The organism is Mycobacterium sp. NGS24 (assembly GCF_059813065.1).
In genome coordinates this window covers 26,316-42,846 of record NZ_JCALDW010000030.1, presented here as the reverse complement: position 1 = coordinate 42,846, position 16,531 = coordinate 26,316, and the positions used below count along the sequence as shown (strand labels likewise).

The window sequence follows — 16,531 nt, the reverse complement described above, 5'->3', positions numbered from 1 at the left end:
AGCGACGGTGCCGAAGCCGCCAAGTGGGGCGGCTAGCAGCCGCATAGCCGGACCAGAGACAGACCTAGATGAACTCGACGCCCAATGCCGTCGAGCTGACGGTCGACCAGGCGTGGTTCATCGCGGAAACCGTTGGGGCGGGCAGTTTTCCGTGGGTGCTCGCCATCACCATGCCCTACCGTGATGGCGGGCAACGAGCCGCGTTTCTCGATCGTCAGCGCGACGAGCTGACCCGGATGGGGTTGATGACGCCGGATGCGGTCATCAACCCGAGCGTCGCCGGCTGGATCAAAGTGGTGTGCTTCCCGGACCGATGGCTCGATCTGCGGTACTTGGGACCCACCCGCCCCGACGGCGCCGGCGACATGCTGCGCGGCATCGTGGCGCAGCGCGCCGGTAAGACAGTGGTCGCGCTGCGCAGCGCGCAGCTGGTCACCTTCACGGCGATGGACATCGACGACCCGCGGGCGCTGGTCCCGGTGCTGGGGGTCGGTTTGGCGAACCGGCCGCCGGCCCGGTTCGACGAGTTCAACATGCCCACCCGCGTCGGGGCCCGGGCCGACGAGCGGCTGCGCGCCGGTGCTCCGCTAGCCGAAGTCCTTGACTACCTGGGCATCCCGGCTTCGGCGCGACCGGTGGTGGAGTCGGTCTTCGCCGGATCGCGCAGTTACGTCGAGATCGTCGCGGGCTGCAACCGCGACGGCCGGCACACCACCACTGAGGTCGGCATGAGCCTGGTCGACACCGCAGCGGGCCGGGTCCTGGTCAGCCCGACCCGCGCGTTCGACGGCGAATGGGTTTCGACCTTCGCGCCCGGAACGACGTTCGCCACCGCCGTGGCGATCGAACAACTGACCTCCTACCTGCCGGACGGGGAGTGGTTCCCCGGGCACCGGCTGGCCCGAGACTTCTCCGCCCAGACCAGCTAGCAATTCACGACCCCAAGAGATGAATCAGAAAGAGAGCACGATGCTGCAGCAACGGCCCCCACACAGTTCGGTGGTCCAGTGACGGCCGGGACCGTCATGCCGATCGTTCGCGTCGCCATCCTCGCGGACAGTCGTTTGACGGAAATGGCATTGCCCGCCGAGTTGCCGCTGCGCGAAATCCTGCCTGCGGTACAGCGTCTGGTGGTTCCCGCGGCCGGCAACGGGCATGCGGGTGAGTCCGCCGACGCCGGGGCGGCCACCCACCTGAGCCTGGCGCCGATCGGTGGCGCACCGTTCAGCCTGGACGCCAGCCTGGACACCGTCGGCGTGGTCGACGGTGATCTGCTGGCGCTGCAGCCGGTGCCCGCCGGTCCCGCGGCGCCGGGCATCGTCGAGGACATCGCCGACGCGGCGATGATCTTTTCGACGTCGCGGCGAAACCCCTGGGATATCAAACACATCCGTCGTGGCGCGCTGGCCGCGGTCCTCGTACTGACGCTGGTGGCGACCGGCTTGTCGGTCACCCACCGGGTCGCCACCGGGGCGTTGGCGGGTCTGGTCGCGGTCAGCGCGGTCGCCGCACTGATCGCCATCACCGGCCTGCTGACCACGACGCGTTCCCCGCGCACCGGGATCGCGTTGTCGATCACCGCGCTGGTGCCGATCGCGGCTGCGCTGGCGCTGGCGGTGCCGGGCCGGTTCGGACCCGCCCAGATCCTGCTGGCCGCGGCCGGCGTGGCCGCGTGGTCGCTGGTCGCCCTGATCGTGCCCAGCACCGAGCGGGAGCGCGCCGCGGCATTCTTCACCACGACGGCGGTGGTTGGTCTGGCGGTGGCATTGGCGGCCGGTGCCGAATTGCTCTGGCACTTACCAACTCTGACGATCGGCTGCGGGCTGATTGTCGCGGCGCTGTTGATCACCATTCAGGCGCCCCAGCTTTCGGCGCTGTGGGCGCGGTTCCCGCTGCCCGTCATCCCGGCACCGGGTGACCCGTCGCCGGCTCCGCCGTCGCTGCGGGTGCTCGAGGATCTGCCGCGGCGGGTGCGCATCGGTGACGCACACCAGAACGGATTCATCGCCGCCGCCGTGCTGCTCAGCGTCGCCGGTTCGGTGGCCATCGCGTTGCGTCCCGAGACGCTGAGCGTCGCCGGCTGGTACGTGGTGGTGGCGACCTCGCTGGCGGCCACGCTGCGGGCCCGGGTGTGGGATTCGGCGGCCTGCAAGTCCTGGCTGCTCGCGCAGCCCTTCCTGGTGGGCGCCGTGCTGCTGGTGTACTACACCGCGACCGGCCGATACGTCGCCGCCCTCGTGACGGTGCTGGTGCTCGCCGTGCTGGTGCTGGCGTGGGTGGTGGTGGCCCTGAACCCGGCCATCGCCGCGCCGGACAGCTACTCGCTGCCGCTGCGTCGCCTGCTGGGCTTCGTCGCGGTGGGTCTGGATGCCTCGCTGATCCCGGTGATGGCGTTCCTGGTGGGGCTGTTCGCCTGGGTGCTCAATCGATGATGCGTGCCGGATCAGCCTGCCTGGCAGCCAGCCTGCTGGCCTTGCAGGCGGGCCTGGCGGCGCCACCGGCGCTGGCGGTGAGTCCGCCGGTGGTGGACGCCGCCGCGCAACCGCCCAGCGGTTCCCCGGGACCTGTGCAGCCGATGGAACAGCGCGGCCAGTGCAGCGTCTCCGGGGTCATGCCGGGCACCGACGCGGGCAACCCCACCCCGAGTCAGACGTCGCTGAATCTTCCGGCGGCCTGGCAGTTCTCCCGCGGTGAAGGTCAACTGGTCGCGATCATCGACACCGGGGTGCGGCCGGGGCCGCGGCTGACCAACGTCGATGCCGGCGGTGACTTCGTGGAGTCCACCGACGGCCTGACCGACTGCGACGGGCACGGCACCCTGGTCGCCGGGATCGTCGCCGGCCAGCCCGGTGACGACGGCTTCTCCGGGGTCGCTCCGGCGGCCCGGCTGCTGTCCATCCGGGTGACATCGGCCAAGTTCTCGCCGCGCACCTCCGGCGGTGATCCGGCCGCGGCGCGCGCCGCCATCGACATCGAGGGGCTGGCGAGGGCCATCGTGCACGCCGCCGACCGCGGCGCCCGGGTGATCAACATCTCCGCGATCACCTGCCTGCCCGCAGATCGCCCGGTCGACCAGGCCGCGCTGGGCGCGGCGATCAAGTACGCGGCGGTGGAGAAGGACGCGGTGATCGTGGCCGCCGCCGGCAACACCGGGCCGACCGGCTCGGTCGCGGGCGGAACGTCCTGCGACTCCAATCCGCTGACCGACCTGAGCCGGCCCAACGACCCGCGCAACTGGGCGGGCGTCCGGTCGGTCTCGGTGCCGTCCTGGTGGCAGCCGTATGTGCTGTCGGTCGCCTCAGTGGGCTCCGACGGCCGTCCGTCGAAGTTCACCATGTCCGGACCGTGGGTGGGGATCGCCGCACCCGGTGAGAACATCGCGTCGGTGAGCAACGGTGACGGTGGCGGCCTGGCCAACGGGTTGCCCGACGACCACCAGCAGCTGATCGCGCTCAGCGGCACCAGCTATGCGGCCGCCTACGTCTCGGGCGCGGCGGCATTGGTGCGCGCGAAGTATCCCGGACTGCCGGCCGGCGAGGTGGTGCGCCGCCTCACCGCAACCGCGCAGAACGGTCCCCGAGACCCGTCCAACGTCGTCGGCGCCGGCACCCTGGATCCGGTAGCGGCCCTCACCTGGCAGTTGCCCGAGGGACCGGCGAACCCGCCGCCGTCGGTGCGGCCGGTCACCGTGCCGCCGCCACCGGCCGCCGAGGACACCACCCCCCGCAACGTCGCATTGACCGGAGCCGGCGTGCTGACGTTGCTCGTCATAGTCACCGCCGCAACGGTGGCGGTAGTGCGCCGCCGAAAGGAGCCCACCCCGTGAGCCGACTCACCGGATCCACCTGGAAGCCGGGCAGTGGCCGGATCACCCTGGCCCTGCTGGCCGCGGTGCCCGCCGTCATGGCCTATCCCTGGCAGTCCTCCCGTGCCTACCTGCTGATCGGCATTGCCGTCGTCGCACTGATTCTGCTGTTCGGCCGCTGGCGCGGGCTGTACTTCACCACGATCCTGCGTCGCCGGCTGGCGATCCTGCTTCGGGGCGGCGGTCCGGCGCCCGACCCGGACGCCGACACCCGCACCACGGCCCTGCTGCGGGTCGGTCCGGGCCCCTCGGAGTCCGACGCGCTGCCGTTGCCGCTGATCGCCGGTTACCTGGACTGCTACGGCATCCGCGCGGACAGCATCCGGATCACCAACCGGGACACTGCCTCCGGCCGCCGGGAGACCTGGATCGGTCTGACGTTGTCCGCCGTGGACAACCTGGCGGCACTGCAGGCCCGGTCGTCGCGGATCCCGTTGCACGAGACTGCTGAGGTGGCCGCCCGCCGCCTCGCCGACCACCTGCGCGAAATCGGGTGGGAAGCCGCCACGGTGGTGCCCGAGGACGTTCCGGAACTGCTGCCCGCGCCGGCCGGGAAGGGAACTCGCGAGACGTGGCGTGCGGTGCAGCTGGGCGCATCGGATTATGTTGCAGCATACCGGGTTACGGTTGACGGTGAGCTGGCCGAGGTGTTGAGCGAGGTGCGCGCGCAGGCAGCGCGCGAGACCTGGTCGGCGCTGGAGATTGCGCGCGGCGGCCACGGCAGCCCGTACACGGTTGCCGCGGCGTGCGCGTTCCGGACCGATCAGGCGCCGGGCAGCGCGGCACCCGCAGCCGGATTGACCCTGGAACGCGGGAACCAACGGCCGGCGCTGGCGGCCCTGGATCCGCTGTCCACGCAGCGCCTCGCCGGGCACACCGAAGAACCCGCCGACCTGCTGGCCGGCTTGGCCTGGACCACGCGGGCCGCCGGCGCGCACCGCGCGCCCAACAGCGAGGCCGCCACCCAGGTCATCGCGGTGGGGCGCAACTGACGGCTCAGTCGTACATGAACTGGTGCAGGAACGGCGTCATCCGGCGCAGGTAGTCCAGCTGGCTGACGTGCAGCACGTGGCTGCCGGGGAACCAGTGCAGCGCGCACCGGTCCCAGTGCTCCCACAGCGCCACCGCGTGCTCGGGCGGTGCCATCCGGTCGCCCAGGCCGGTGATGATCATCCGGCGGTTCTTGGGCAGCAGCGGCTGGTAGTTCAGCGGACCGTGATAGGCCAGGCCGGCGCTGAGTTCCGCGCGGCTGATGCCGGTGAGTCGCAGACCCAGGCCCATGAGGGTGCTGGCCGGGAACCATTCGGCGAACAGATCGCCGGGTGTGACGACGGGGCAGTTGGGGATGACGGCCTCGAGCCGGTCGTCGACCGAGGCCACCAGGGCCGACGTGTAGCCCCCCAGTGACAGTCCGGTCAGCGCGATCCGCTCGACACCGGTGCCCTGCAGGTAGTCCACGACCGAGCGAAAGTCGTGCACCGCCTGAGCCATCGCCTCGGCAAAGCCACTCAGCCCGCCGGCGAAGTAGCCGTAACCGCTGAAAGGTGAACATCTTTCGGCCCGTTTGCCGTGAAAAGGCAAGGTGTACAACAAAACATCGTAACCGGACCGGAAATACCAGGGCAGCGAGAAGAACAGTCCGTTGAACACGTACGACGAACCCATGAAGCCGTGGATCACGCACAGCGTCGGTCGCGGCCCGTCGTCGTGCCGCCAATGCTGGGCGTGCACGATGTTGTTGGCGGACAACGCACTCCACCGCTTGCGCAGCGCGGGGTTGACGGCCCGGAAGCTGCTGGGGAAAGCGATGTTGTCGATGGTGGCCAGCGCGACCCGTTCGGCGAGCCGGCTGGGCTGCCGTCGCACGTTCTGCGGCGGTGCCGCCGGCGCCGGGAACGACTTGCGTGGATCCTGCTCGGCCCCGAGTTCGGCATAGAACCTCAGGTTGCTGCGTTCACCGGCGGAATTGACGCGGCGCAGGTTGGCGCTGACCACGGCCGGCGCCACCGTGGTGGCCAGCAGCGAGGACGCCGCGGTGCGCAGCGCCACATCGCCGATCGCCGAGGCCTCCACCACCAGGCGCTGGCGCAGCGAGAGTGCCGAGCGAGCGGGCAGTCCCTCGACCGTGGCGTCGGCCCCGGGCACATCGGGAACCGGGACCGGCGGGCTGATCGGATCCGCCTCGGCGGTCACCTCTGGGATCTCGGACATCTCGCCGATCGTAACTCGGGCGCGGTCGGTGACCGCGGTGGGAAACGACCCCGTTGATATCGACAATTTCCCCCCGGCTGCTGCGATGTGTGGTGGGGTCCGGTAATACGGTTTGTCTAAGACACACCCGGACACGCTCGACGGTGTCGATCAGGAGGACCGATATGTGGGATCCCGATGTCTACCTGGCTTTCGCCGATCATCGCAGCCGTCCGTTCTACGACTTGCTGTCCCGGGTCGGGGCCGACCGGGCCCGCCGGGTGGTCGACCTGGGTTGCGGTCCCGGTCATCTGACCCGCTACCTCGCCAAACGCTGGCCCGGCGCGGTGATCGAGGCGATCGACAGCTCCCCGGAAATGGTGACGGCCGCCCGGGAACGCGGAATCGATGCCACCACCGGCGACCTGCGCAACTGGAAGCCCCAGCCCGACACCGACGTGGTGGTCAGCAATGCGGCCTTGCACTGGGTGCCCGAGCACTCCGAATTGCTGGTCCGGTGGACCAAACAGCTGCCCTCCGGATCCTGGATCGCCGTGCAGGTGCCGGGGAACTTCGAGACGCCGTCACACGCCGTGGTGCGGGCCCTGGCGCGTCGTGAGCCGTACGCAAAAATCATGCGGGACATCCCGTTTCGGGTGGGTGCCGTGGTGCAGCCGCCGTCGCACTATGCCGATCTGCTGATGGACGCCGGTTGCCGGGTCGACGTCTGGGAGACCACCTACCTGCACCAGTTGACCGGTGCGCACCCGGTTTTGGAGTGGATCACCGGCACCGCGTTGGTGCCGGTGCGCGAACGCCTGGACGACGAGGGCTGGGAGCAGTTCCGCGCCGAACTCGTCCCGCTGCTGGACGACGCATACCCGCCGCGGCCCGACGGCACGACGATCTTTCCGTTCCGGCGGGTGTTCCTGGTGGCCCAGGTCGGTGGCGCCGCCCGCTCAGGTCGTTAGCCCGGGCTCGACCTCGTCTTCGATGCCGCGGTCCACCGCGATCGCCGACCGGCTGGTGGCCGGGGTGCGATGGATCTGCAGGTAGGTCTCGGTGTATCGCTCGGCGATGCGGGTGCCGGCGAAGTCCGACGGAATCACGTCACCGGTGCGCTGACGCCAATCATGCAGCCGAACGGCGAGATCCGCCGCGATGGAATTCCGTTCGCCGCCGCCGTTCGCCCCGGCCAGCAGGTTCGTGGTCTCGGTGGGATCGGCTCGCAGGTCGTACAGTTCGCGTTCCGGGCGGGGTGCGGTGACCAACGGGGCGATGGCCAGTCCCGACGGGCTGGCCTCGATGTCCCACGGCAGATCCAGCAGCGGGCGCGGGACGTAGTTCTCGATGTAGCTGTATTCCTTGGTGCGGATGGCCCGAATGGGATCGAACGAGTCGTGGTAGGTCTTCGTGGTGTACACGTGGTCGCGCACCGGTGCGTGCGCGTCCGCCGCGGTCAGCGCATCGGCATGTGAGATGCCGTCGATGTCGGCGGGCGCGTCGACACCCAGCAGACCCAGCAGGGTGGGCAGCAGATCGACGCCGCTGAACAACTCGTCGTAGACGCGCGGAGTCACCGCCGTCCCGGTGGGTGGCCGGACGATCAGTGCTATGCCGGTACCCGCGTCGTACAGGGTGGATTTCGCCCGCGGGAACGCCGGGCCGTGGTCGGTGAAGAACACCACCCAGGTGTTGGTGTCCAGCCCGGTGTCGGCAAGCGTGTCCAATATCGTGCCCACCGCGGCGTCCGCGGTGCTGATCGACCCGTAGAAATCGGCGAGGTCCTGCCGCACCTCGGGTGTGTCGGGCAGGTAGTCGGGTAGTTCGACGGCCGCGCTGTCCGCCGGCTCGTACCGGTCGTGCGGGTAGGGCCGGTGCGTTTCGAAGAACCCCGCCGTGAGCAGGAAGGGCCGCCCGACGGTGTCGGCGGTACGGTCCCGCACCCACTCGTGCAGCCACTGCCCGACCTTGTCCACCACGTACTCGCAGTAGGAGTTGGATACGTCGAACTCGTCGAACCCCAACCGCTTGGGATACGACGTTTCGTGCTGCATGCCGAAGAGGGCTGAGTACCAGCCTGCTTCGCCCAGGAATTGGGGCAGGGTGCGCACGTCGCCGCGGTATTCCCAGCCGTGGTGCGCCAGGCCGATCAGGCCGTTGCTCTGCGGGTAGCGACCGGTGAACAGCGACCCGCGCGACGGCGAGCACAGTGGCGCGGTGGCGTGCGCCCTGGTGAACAGAATGCCCTCGGCGGCAAGGCGATCCAGCCGCGGACTCGATACGTCCGGGTGGCCGTACACCCCGAGGTGACGTCCCAGGTCGTGCCAGTGCACCAGCAGGATGTTCTGCCGGTTCTGTGCTGCGTGCGCCTCGGTCAACGTGGCCTCACCCTCCTGCCGGCCCTTCCACGGGCAGCGCCGGACTCCATTGGTTCACTGCGACGAACTCGTGCAACGGGCGCGCCACCGCCCAGCGGTCCAGTTCCAGCGCGGGCCGGTCCGGGAACTCCGGTACCGGTCCCAGGCACAGGATCGCCACCGGTTCCGCGCCGGGGGGCATCTGCAGCAGCCCGGCCAAGCGCTGCGGGTCGAACAACGACACCCAACCCATGCCCAGGCCTTCGGCCCGCGCCGCCAGCCACAGGTTCTGAATCGCGCACGAGGCCGAGGCCAGGTCCATCTGCGGCAGCGTGCGCCGGCCGAAGATGTGCGCGGCCCGTCCGTCGGGCAGCGCCACCACCAGCAACTCAGCACAGTCCAGGATGCCCTCGACCTTCAAGGCCAGGAACTCGGCTTCCCGCGGGCCCAGTGCCGCACCGGTGAGTACCCGTTCCGCCTCGACCAGCGAGTGAATGCGCCGGCGCAACCGGTCTTCGGTGATCCGGATGAAACGCCACGGCTGCATCAGGCCCACACTGGGGGCCGCGTGCGCAGCGTGCAGCAGCCGGGTCAGCACCTCCTCGGGCACCTCGCCGCCGGCCACGAAGCGGCGCATGTCCCGTCGCTCGGCGATCGCGCGGTATACGGCACGGCGTTCTGCCACGGTGAACGCGTGATCGGTCACCCCGCCATCGTAGGAACTATGGGCTGTAGCTGACGCCCACCGCGCGGAACACGTACTCGGGTGGCACGTCGAACGCCAGCGACCGCCGGGGCAGCCGGGCCAGCACGTCCTCGCCGATGGTGTCTTTGAAATGCAGCGAGAGATGCCCGTGGAACCGCTCGTCGACCGCGGCGGTGTCCAGGTCGAATTGCAATCCCGTCGCGGAGATCTCCGCGGTCGCCGCTCCGCGGTCGGCCGCGTCCCAGCACACGTCCACCGCGCGTCCGGCGAGCTTGGGCACCACCGACAGCGTCGCCAGCACCCGCTGCGAAGTGAACGCCAGTGCGCCGACATAGCCGGCGACGCTGCCCTGGGACCGGATGCCCGGAATGGCGCCACTGAACCTCCTGGTCACCGGGATGCACTCGGCCAGGTGGAGCAAACCCTCGCCGTCGAGCTGAGCCCGTAGCTCGGCAGGCAATTTGCCGACGCCGAACAACTTACGAACAATCACGGCCATGACGCCAGTATGGGGCGGTTCCGTCAGGCCCGCATCGACCCTGGTGCCGGTGTCGCGGTGACCGGCGTGACGATCACCCGGCGTCTGTCGTGGCCAACTTGGCTGGCGGTGGCGGCGCTGGTCCTCTACGCCGCGCTGTGGGTCGGGCACCGCCGGCAGTGGGGCTGGCTGCACGCGTTCGACTGGTCGCTGCTCAATCCGGCGCACGAGATCGGCGTGGCACATCCCGGCTGGGTGTGGTTCTGGGCCGGGGTGTCCTTCGTCCTGGGGCCGGTCCCGCTGCGGTTGCTGGGATTCGCGCTGGCTGTCATCGCGCTGTCCCGGCGCCGGGCGCGCATGGCGCTGCTGCTGTTGTGCTGCGGACCGCTCAACGGGTTCGTGACCTTGGTGGCCAAGGGCCTGGCCGGCCGGCCGCGACCGTCGACGGCACTGGTGGTCGCCCGGGAGACGTCGTTTCCGTCCGGCCATGCCCTCGAGGCGACGGCCACCGTGCTCGCGCTGCTGACCCTGTTGTGGCCGATGTGCACACGCCGGCGGCTGCGCGTCGCCGCGGGCGCCGTGGGCGGTCTGGTGGTATTCACCGTCGGTGTGGCCCGGGTGGCGCTCAACGTGCACCACCCCTCGGACGTGATCGCGGGCTTGGCGTTGGGCTATGTGTATTTCCTGCTGTGCCTGTGGGTGTTTCGACCCGTCCGGCCGGGCACGGCCGAGCCGGTCGGGGATGCCGAGTCACGGCCGCGTGACCCAATCGGGCCTTAACCTTTACTTGACCCTTACCCGCGGCGGTCTGACGATGAAACGATGCGCCGACTGGTTGCTCTGCTGTGTGCTGCGGTGTGCGCCGTCGTGTGGGCCACGGGGTTCGCACAGGTCGCTGCGGCTGCCGGCAATCCGTGGTTCGCCAACTCGGTCGGCAACGCGACACAGGTCGTTTCGGTGGTCTCCACCGGCGGGTCCAACGCGAAGATGGACATCTACCAGCGCACCGGGACCGGCTGGCAGGCGCTGAAGACCGGAATCCCCACCCACGTCGGTTCGGCGGGGATGGCACCGCAGGCCAAGAGCGGTTATCCGGCCACCCCGATGGGGGTCTACAGCCTGGACTCCGCATTCGGCACCGCACCGAATCCCGGTGGCGGACTTCCCTATACGCAAGTGGGGCCGAACCACTGGTGGAGCGGCGACGACCACAGCCCCACCTTCAACTCCATGCAGGTGTGTCAGAAAGCCCAGTGCCCCTTCAACACCGGTGAAAGCGAGAATCTGCAGATTCCGCAGTACAAGCATTCGGTGGTGATGGGCGTCAACAAGAACAAAGTGCCCGGTGGGGGTGCTGCGTTCTTCTTTCACACCACTGACGGCGGGCCCACCGAGGGCTGCGTGGCGATCGACGACGCCACCCTGGTCTCGATCATCAAGTGGTTGCGGCCCGGCGCCGTCATCGCGATCGCGAAGTAGCACAACGCTTTCGGGTCAGTCCGCCGTATCGGCCCGGGCCCGGCCGGGTGTGACGTGGAACTTGAGGTCGGCCACCGACATCGTCGCCTCATAGGTGCGGTCGTAGCCGGTCGCGCTGATCCGCCATCCCGCGGCTGTGCGCCGGTAGGAGTCCCGGTAGAAAGCCGCACCGATCAGCATGAAGTCGAACTCGGCGACGATGACCCGGTCCTGCAGGTACCAGATGCCCGACGCGGTGTCACCCGTCACGGTGATCTCCGGATGCGTCACCCGGTGCTCGGTGACCACACCGGGCCCCATCGCCGAGCTCAGATACTCGACCAGGTCCGTGCGGTTGTCGAAGTGCAATTCCTTGCCCAGCGAGGACCCGTAGGCGCCTACGATGTCCTCGGTCATCGTGTCGGCGAACTCGGTCCAGTTCTTGGTGTCCATCGCGCGCAGGTAACGGTACTTGACCTGTTTGATCGCTTCGACGTCGGCGATCCGGGTTACCACGTCTTCTTCAAGGCTCACCTGGTCATTGCAGCACATCGCTGCCGTGCCGGTGCGGAGTCCCCGGTCCCGGTGGGTTCTGTCAAGGGTGCCGCTCATACCTTTTCGATGACGACACGGCTACGAGGCTATACCAATGAGGTTGGTGCCGAACCATATTCGGTCGTCGCGGATATGGTTGACGCGCTGGCCACCGACCCTGTCGACGAAAGTATTCGCCATATGTTCGACCCGCTGGGGTTGTCGATCGGGACCATGAACTTGGTCGCGGCGGTGAACGGGAAGTCCCCCGTGACCCGTCGTGCCGTGCTCACCCTGTATCCACACTGCGCCCCGAAACTTGTTCCGCCCGAGGCGGATTCGAGCACGCCCGCGCTGGGCATCCCGATGAGTAGCTTCGTGGAACGCATCGGCGATTCGGTCGCGCTGCTCGCACCGGACGGCTCTGCGCACGACCCGGACCTGTTGACGGTCGAGGCGCTGGAGGCCATGGTGGTCGCGATCGGGGCCGATTCCAGTTGCGCGGAGATTGCGATCGCCGTTCCCGCGCACTGGAAGCCGAGCACCGTGCAGGCATTGCGCGACGCACTGCGAACGCACGTCGGCTTCGTCCGCAGTGGGATGGCCCCGCGCCTGGTGTCCGATGCGACAGCGGCGCTGACCGCGGTGAAATCGGAGACGGAACTACCGTCCGCCGGCATGGTGGGGCTGCTGGATTTCGGCGGCTCGGGAACGCAGGTCACCCTGCTGGACACCAAGGACGATTTCGAACCTGTCGGCGCCACAATGCGTTACGAGGATTTTTCCGGCAACCAGCTGGATCAGGCCCTGCTGCTGCACGTGATCGACACCCTCGGTCACCAGGACGCCGATCCGGGCAGCACCGCCGCCGTGGGTCAACTGAACAAGTTGCGGGTGCAGTGCCGCGAGGCCAAGGAGCGGCTGTCCGCTGATGCTGTTACCGAACTGGCCGTTGAGCTGGCCGGGTCCGATACCACTGTGGAGCTCACCCGGGACACGTTCGAGGACCTGATCCAAGACCGGCTGACCGGGTTCATCTACGCATTCGACGACATGCTGGCGCGCAACAACTCCTGCTTCGCCGACCTGGCCGCGCTGGTCACCGTCGGCGGCGGCGCCAGCATCCCGCTTGTGGCCCAGCGACTTTCGGTGCACACCCGGTTGCCGATCCTGACCGCCTCGCAGCCGGTGTGCGCCGCGGCGCAGGGTGCATTGCTGTTGGCCGACCGCGGCGACCTGCTGGACCTGCGGACCCGGACGTCGATCGGGATGCCGGCCAGGAATTCCGGGGCGATCGCGGCACTGGGCACCAGCCTGATCGACCGGCCGGCCGGCGACCTGCTGGTGATCGATCATGATGCGCTGACCGACCGCGAGCTGGCATGGTCGCAAACCGAGTTTCCGGAAGTGCTGACCCGGTTCGAGAAGGAGTCCTACGACGAGGACGGCCCCTGCTTCTCGATGCGGCTGAACGTGATCGACCCGCCCAGGGAACCGCCGTGGCGCCGCTTCCGGTTGTCGCAGGTGCTCATCGGGTTGTGTGCCGCGGTCGCTATGACCGCGATCGGCGGGGTCGCCATCACCTTGACCGCCATCGAACACCGGCAGGCGCCGCAGAAGGCTCCGGTGGTCCCCAGCGCAGTACCCACACCGCCATCCCCCAGCGCCACGCTGCCTAACCCGCTGCCGGCCACTCCGGTCGAACCCAGCCCGCTGCCGCCGCCCAGCCAGGCGGTGGTCCCCAGCCCGGTGCCGCCACCGAGTGCGGACACACCGGCGCCGCCACCACCGCCACCGCCACCCCCGGTGCCGTCGATGACCACCACCAGACCGGCGCCGGTAACCACCACCCGGCCGCCCGCGGCCACGACGCCGCTCACCACGGCGCCGGCCTTGGCGGCGGAGGCACCGAGTGCGGCCGAGGCGCCCAGCGCGGCGGAGGCGCCGAGCCCGTCGGAATCGCCGTCGTCGGTGCGGATGACCACCCAGTGGTTACACGTGCCGCTGCTGCCGGTCCCGATCCCGATTCAGGTGCCGGCCAACGGTGCCCCGCAGAATCAGGTCCCGCAGAACCAGGTCCCGCCGGACCCGGGTCCGCAGAACCCGTTCTCCTCCCCGGGCAGTCCCTAGCGGACGACCCTGCCCACATAGCCGTCCCCTCCGTGCGCGGGTAGGCTTTTAGCTGGCAAACTGCATATAGGCCAATTAAAACCGGTCGCTCCCACGTGGGGCGAAATGTTGTCGACGGCGGCCGCGCGGTGGGTGGTTCGCCTAGACCCTGTAACGAGCTCGACGGCTTGGAGGGGTTGGAGGGGTTATGGACATCGTCCTCGGGGTATCGATGGAGCCCTCGGCAGTCCGAATGCTGCTGATCGAAGGGGTCAACGCCGACGGCGTCACCGTCGAAGAAGAGAGCATCGAAGTCTCCTCGTCACCGGCGGCGCAAGCGGTCGACGCGCTGATCGGAACCCGTGAGGGCGCGCTCGAGGGTGGCTGCCGACTGACTTCGACCGGCGTCACCTGGACCGACCCCGGCCAGGTTCCCGCGCTGCGCACCGAACTCGCTGCCCGCGACATCACTGGCGTGATGCTGGTGTCTCCGCTGCTCGCCGCGGCCGCGCTGGCGCAGACGGTGGGTGCCGCGCTCGACTACCGCCACATCGCGATGCTGTTCGTCGAGACCGACAGCGCCACGCTGGCCGTCATCGACGTCGCAGACGGCTCGATCGTCGACCTGCACCGCCAGCCGTTACGCGAGTCCCTGGCAGCCGAGCTGGTGACGATGGTCGCCGGGCTCGACGGGCCGGGATCCCGCGCCGACGGGGTGTTCCTCGTCGGGTGCGGTGTCGACGTCGTCGCCGTCAAACCCACCCTGGAAGCGGTGACGTCGCTGGTGGTCAGCATTGCCGAGGAGCCGGAGATGGCACTGGCCCGCGGCGCCGCACTGGCTTCGGCGAACGCGCCGCTGTTCGCGGCGTCGACCGCGGCGCTGGCCTACGCGCTGGACCCGGGCACCGGTCAGGTGAACTCGCGCGCACTGACCCCCAGTTATCTCGATGTGTGTGCGATGGCCGGCGTCGACGAGGGTTCCCTGGCCTACAGCGCCGTGGACGACGCGGGCGACATCGAGCACGACCCCGCGGCGACTGGCCTGTTCGCGCGGCACCGGCCGCTGGCGCTGGTCAGTGGCGCGGCGGCCGGCATCGCCGCCGTGGTGGGCGGGATGCTGGTGATGTCGCTGGCCGGCGATGTGCGCCCGACCGCGGCGCAGGAGTCCGCCCCGCGCTCGATTGTGCAGACGCCGCCGCTGCGGGCACCGGCCACCGAGCTGCCGGCGCAGGTGCTGGCACCGGCCTCGAGTGCGCCTCCGGCCGCGGCGCCGCCGACCGAGGTGGCTGCACCGGCCCCGGCCGCAGCTCCGCCACCGGTCGCCGCGCCGCCGGTGCAGACGGTCACCAAACCTGCCCAGGCCCCGGTGAACATGGCGCCCCAGCCCCGCAGGCAGCCCACCCGCCAGGCACCCCCGCCGGTGCAGACGCCGGTGCAGCAGGCTCCGCCACCATCAGCGCCGCCCCCGGCCGCACCCGCGCCGCCGGCTCCGGCACCTGCGGCGCCGACGCCGGTCATGACGGCTTACCTGCACCTGCCGTTCTTCTCGATCCCGATTCCGATCAACCCGCCGCCCCCGCCGCCGGCCCCGCCGGCGCCGGCACCATGACGCCGGGCGGGCACGTGGCACAACCCGCCGGATGAGCGCAGACTGGGTGGTAACCCTTTCGACTTAGGAGGTCGCGTGAGCGGCAGTGGTTCTTCAGGTGGCGGATTCGGCTTCGACCCCGACGACTTCGACCGGGTGCTCAGGGAAGGTGCCGAGGGACTGCGCGACGCTTTCGAGCGCATCGGCAAATTCGTCGGCGGCCCGGGCGCCCGATCGGGCTGGTCGGCGCTCTTCGAGGATTTGTCGTCGTCGCGGCGCCCCCGCCCGGAGCCGGAGACCACCGGCGACATCGGTGACGGAGTGTGGGCGATCTACTCGGTGGATGCCGGCGGCGACGCCCGGGTCGAGCAGGTCTACGCAACCGAACTCGATGCACTGCGCGCCAACAAGAACAACACCGACCCCAAACGCAAGGTGCGGTTTTTGCCGTACGGCATCGCGGTCAGCGTGCTGGACGATCCGAACACCGACGACGCGGCCGGCGACTCGACCGACTGAGCCGGCGCTCAGCCCTGTTCGACCACGTTGTTGCTGCCGGACTTGCTGATCTTCGGCGAGCCGGAGTGGTAGGTGATCTTGTTGTTCAGTCCGGACGCGTCGATGGCGTCGGAGGTCTCGACGGTGACGATGTTCTGCAGGCCGGAGACCGTGACCGTGGCGCAGTGACCGGTGATTGTCACGGTGTTCGAGATGCCGCTGACGGTGATCTCGTTGCCGTCGCAGCTGACCGAGCGGTTCTCGTTGATTCCGGAGATGATGACCGGCTCGGCGGCCGGGACGGCCGCTGAGGACGTCGGTCCCGCGCTTGGTGCGTGGGTCTTGCCGGTGGGCGGATTGCCCCGCGTTGCGCCGGGCGCGGTGCTCACCGCCGTCGTCTCGGCCGGGCCGGCCGGTTCGCTCTCGGACACCTGACGGGCGACGTAGGCGGCGATACCGCCCACCAGGACCAACACGCCGAGCACGCCGACGGCGGCCAGAATCCAGAACCAGCGCATTCCGGACGACGTCCTGGGCGCGGTGCCGGGATACGGCGTGTTGTAGCCGTAGGGCGGCGGCATCGGCCCGGGTGGCGGCGGTGGATAGCTGTAGCCGCCCGCGGCGCCCGATTCGGATGCCCGCGCGGTGTCGGCCAGCGGTTGCTCCAACTCGCGGATCCGGGCTTCCGGATCCTCAGCTGAGTTCATGCCGAGATGCTCCCACACCCGCCGCACGTGGGAATAGG

General features: G+C 69.5%; 16 protein-coding genes. 10 read left to right on the top strand and 6 right to left on the bottom strand.

Annotated features, from left to right (window positions below):
- Positions 1–68: 68 nt before the first annotated feature.
- The 4 genes from AC5Y6Y_RS24780 to eccE all read left to right on the top strand — a co-directional run bounded on the left by AC5Y6Y_RS24780 (position 69) and on the right by eccE (position 4,857).
- Positions 69–929: an ESX secretion-associated protein EspG gene (locus AC5Y6Y_RS24780; protein ID WP_463828911.1), complete on the top strand. Its 861-nt coding sequence runs from the start codon at positions 69–71 to the stop codon at positions 927–929.
- Between the two features lie 96 nt (positions 930–1,025).
- Positions 1,026–2,432: a type VII secretion integral membrane protein EccD gene (gene eccD / locus AC5Y6Y_RS24775; protein WP_463828910.1), complete on the top strand. Its 1,407-nt coding sequence runs from the start codon at positions 1,026–1,028 to the stop codon at positions 2,430–2,432.
- Entirely contained in the window at positions 2,429–3,826 is a 1,398-nt protein-coding gene (gene mycP / locus AC5Y6Y_RS24770; protein ID WP_463828909.1) for a type VII secretion-associated serine protease mycosin, read from the top strand. The genes eccD and mycP overlap by 4 nt, the downstream gene beginning before the upstream one ends.
- Entirely contained in the window at positions 3,823–4,857 is a 1,035-nt protein-coding gene (eccE, locus tag AC5Y6Y_RS24765; protein ID WP_473140210.1) for a type VII secretion protein EccE, read from the top strand. The genes mycP and eccE overlap by 4 nt, the downstream gene beginning before the upstream one ends.
- 4 nt (positions 4,858–4,861) lie before the next feature.
- On the opposite strand, the gene AC5Y6Y_RS24760 is transcribed toward eccE, so the two are convergent.
- Positions 4,862–6,076 carry an alpha/beta fold hydrolase gene (locus AC5Y6Y_RS24760; protein ID WP_463828906.1) on the bottom strand — a complete coding sequence of 405 codons (1,215 nt, stop codon included), beginning with the start codon at positions 6,074–6,076 and terminating at the stop codon, positions 4,862–4,864.
- Positions 6,077–6,240: 164 nt separating this feature from the next.
- Here AC5Y6Y_RS24760 and AC5Y6Y_RS24755 point away from each other — a divergent pair, with 164 nt between their 5' ends.
- On the top strand, positions 6,241–7,026 hold the full coding sequence (locus AC5Y6Y_RS24755) for a trans-aconitate 2-methyltransferase (protein WP_473140209.1): 786 nt from the start codon (positions 6,241–6,243) through the stop codon (positions 7,024–7,026).
- Here the strand turns inward: AC5Y6Y_RS24755 and AC5Y6Y_RS24750 are convergent.
- The 3 genes from AC5Y6Y_RS24750 to AC5Y6Y_RS24740 are packed head-to-tail and all read right to left on the bottom strand — an operon-like array spanning position 7,015 to position 9,620.
- On the bottom strand, positions 7,015–8,436 hold the full coding sequence (locus AC5Y6Y_RS24750; RefSeq protein ID WP_463828904.1) for a sulfatase family protein: 1,422 nt from the start codon (positions 8,434–8,436) through the stop codon (positions 7,015–7,017). The genes AC5Y6Y_RS24755 and AC5Y6Y_RS24750 overlap by 12 nt on opposite strands.
- A gap of 7 nt (positions 8,437–8,443) precedes the next feature.
- On the bottom strand, positions 8,444–9,121 hold the full coding sequence (gene bluB, locus AC5Y6Y_RS24745) for a 5,6-dimethylbenzimidazole synthase (protein ID WP_463828903.1): 678 nt from the start codon (positions 9,119–9,121) through the stop codon (positions 8,444–8,446).
- Positions 9,122–9,137: 16 nt separating this feature from the next.
- Positions 9,138–9,620 (bottom strand): hypothetical protein, encoded by a 483-nt coding sequence (locus tag AC5Y6Y_RS24740; RefSeq protein ID WP_473140208.1) that lies wholly within the window; start codon positions 9,618–9,620, stop codon positions 9,138–9,140.
- Between the two features lie 72 nt (positions 9,621–9,692).
- On the opposite strand from AC5Y6Y_RS24740, the gene AC5Y6Y_RS24735 reads away from it, so the two are divergent.
- Both AC5Y6Y_RS24735 and AC5Y6Y_RS24730 read left to right on the top strand, forming a co-directional pair.
- The gene (locus AC5Y6Y_RS24735) at positions 9,693–10,379 is read left to right on the top strand and encodes a phosphatase PAP2 family protein (protein ID WP_473140212.1); all 687 of its coding nucleotides are present in this window, start codon (positions 9,693–9,695) and stop codon (positions 10,377–10,379) included.
- A 42-nt stretch (positions 10,380–10,421) separates the two neighbouring features.
- Positions 10,422–11,078 carry a L,D-transpeptidase family protein gene (locus tag AC5Y6Y_RS24730; RefSeq protein ID WP_463828901.1) on the top strand — a complete coding sequence of 219 codons (657 nt, stop codon included), beginning with the start codon at positions 10,422–10,424 and terminating at the stop codon, positions 11,076–11,078.
- Between the two features lie 15 nt (positions 11,079–11,093).
- Here AC5Y6Y_RS24730 and AC5Y6Y_RS24725 read toward each other — a convergent pair whose 3' ends face one another.
- A complete protein-coding gene (locus tag AC5Y6Y_RS24725) occupies positions 11,094–11,609 on the bottom strand; it encodes a nuclear transport factor 2 family protein (RefSeq protein ID WP_473140211.1) in 516 nt (171 codons plus the stop codon).
- Between the two features lie 183 nt (positions 11,610–11,792).
- On the opposite strand from AC5Y6Y_RS24725, the gene AC5Y6Y_RS24720 reads away from it, so the two are divergent.
- From AC5Y6Y_RS24720 to AC5Y6Y_RS24710, 3 genes are all read left to right on the top strand, one after another.
- Complete coding sequence (locus AC5Y6Y_RS24720) at positions 11,793–13,721, top strand: Hsp70 family protein (protein ID WP_473140207.1); 1,929 nt, start codon at positions 11,793–11,795, stop codon at positions 13,719–13,721.
- A 187-nt stretch (positions 13,722–13,908) separates the two neighbouring features.
- Positions 13,909–15,309, top strand: coding sequence for a DUF7159 family protein (locus AC5Y6Y_RS24715; protein WP_473140206.1), 1,401 nt, complete (start codon positions 13,909–13,911; stop codon positions 15,307–15,309).
- A 75-nt stretch (positions 15,310–15,384) separates the two neighbouring features.
- Positions 15,385–15,807: an Rv0313 family protein gene (locus AC5Y6Y_RS24710; protein ID WP_473140205.1), complete on the top strand. Its 423-nt coding sequence runs from the start codon at positions 15,385–15,387 to the stop codon at positions 15,805–15,807.
- 8 nt (positions 15,808–15,815) lie between these two features.
- On the opposite strand, the gene AC5Y6Y_RS24705 is transcribed toward AC5Y6Y_RS24710, so the two are convergent.
- Positions 15,816–16,493 carry a DUF3060 domain-containing protein gene (locus AC5Y6Y_RS24705; protein WP_473140204.1) on the bottom strand — a complete coding sequence of 226 codons (678 nt, stop codon included), beginning with the start codon at positions 16,491–16,493 and terminating at the stop codon, positions 15,816–15,818.
- Positions 16,494–16,531 lie beyond the last annotated feature (38 nt).

Excerpts from the sequence above, each read along its gene's own strand:
- AC5Y6Y_RS24705 (WP_473140204.1), bottom strand. The coding sequence starts at position 16,493 with ATGAACTCAGCTGAGGATCCGGAAGCCCGGATCCGCGAGTTGGAGCAA.
- AC5Y6Y_RS24725 (WP_473140211.1), bottom strand. The coding sequence starts at position 11,609 with ATGTGCTGCAATGACCAGGTGAGCCTTGAAGAAGACGTGGTAACCCGG.
- AC5Y6Y_RS24720 (WP_473140207.1), top strand. The coding sequence starts at position 11,793 with ATGTTCGACCCGCTGGGGTTGTCGATCGGGACCATGAACTTGGTCGCG.
- AC5Y6Y_RS24730 (WP_463828901.1), top strand. The coding sequence starts at position 10,422 with ATGCGCCGACTGGTTGCTCTGCTGTGTGCTGCGGTGTGCGCCGTCGTG.
- eccD (WP_463828910.1), top strand. The coding sequence starts at position 1,026 with ATGCCGATCGTTCGCGTCGCCATCCTCGCGGACAGTCGTTTGACGGAA.
- AC5Y6Y_RS24740 (WP_473140208.1), bottom strand. The coding sequence starts at position 9,620 with ATGGCCGTGATTGTTCGTAAGTTGTTCGGCGTCGGCAAATTGCCTGCC.
- mycP (WP_463828909.1), top strand. The coding sequence starts at position 2,429 with ATGATGCGTGCCGGATCAGCCTGCCTGGCAGCCAGCCTGCTGGCCTTG.
- AC5Y6Y_RS24760 (WP_463828906.1), bottom strand. The coding sequence starts at position 6,076 with ATGTCCGAGATCCCAGAGGTGACCGCCGAGGCGGATCCGATCAGCCCG.
- AC5Y6Y_RS24780 (WP_463828911.1), top strand. The coding sequence starts at position 69 with ATGAACTCGACGCCCAATGCCGTCGAGCTGACGGTCGACCAGGCGTGG.
- AC5Y6Y_RS24755 (WP_473140209.1), top strand. The coding sequence starts at position 6,241 with ATGTGGGATCCCGATGTCTACCTGGCTTTCGCCGATCATCGCAGCCGT.
- AC5Y6Y_RS24715 (WP_473140206.1), top strand. The coding sequence starts at position 13,909 with ATGGACATCGTCCTCGGGGTATCGATGGAGCCCTCGGCAGTCCGAATG.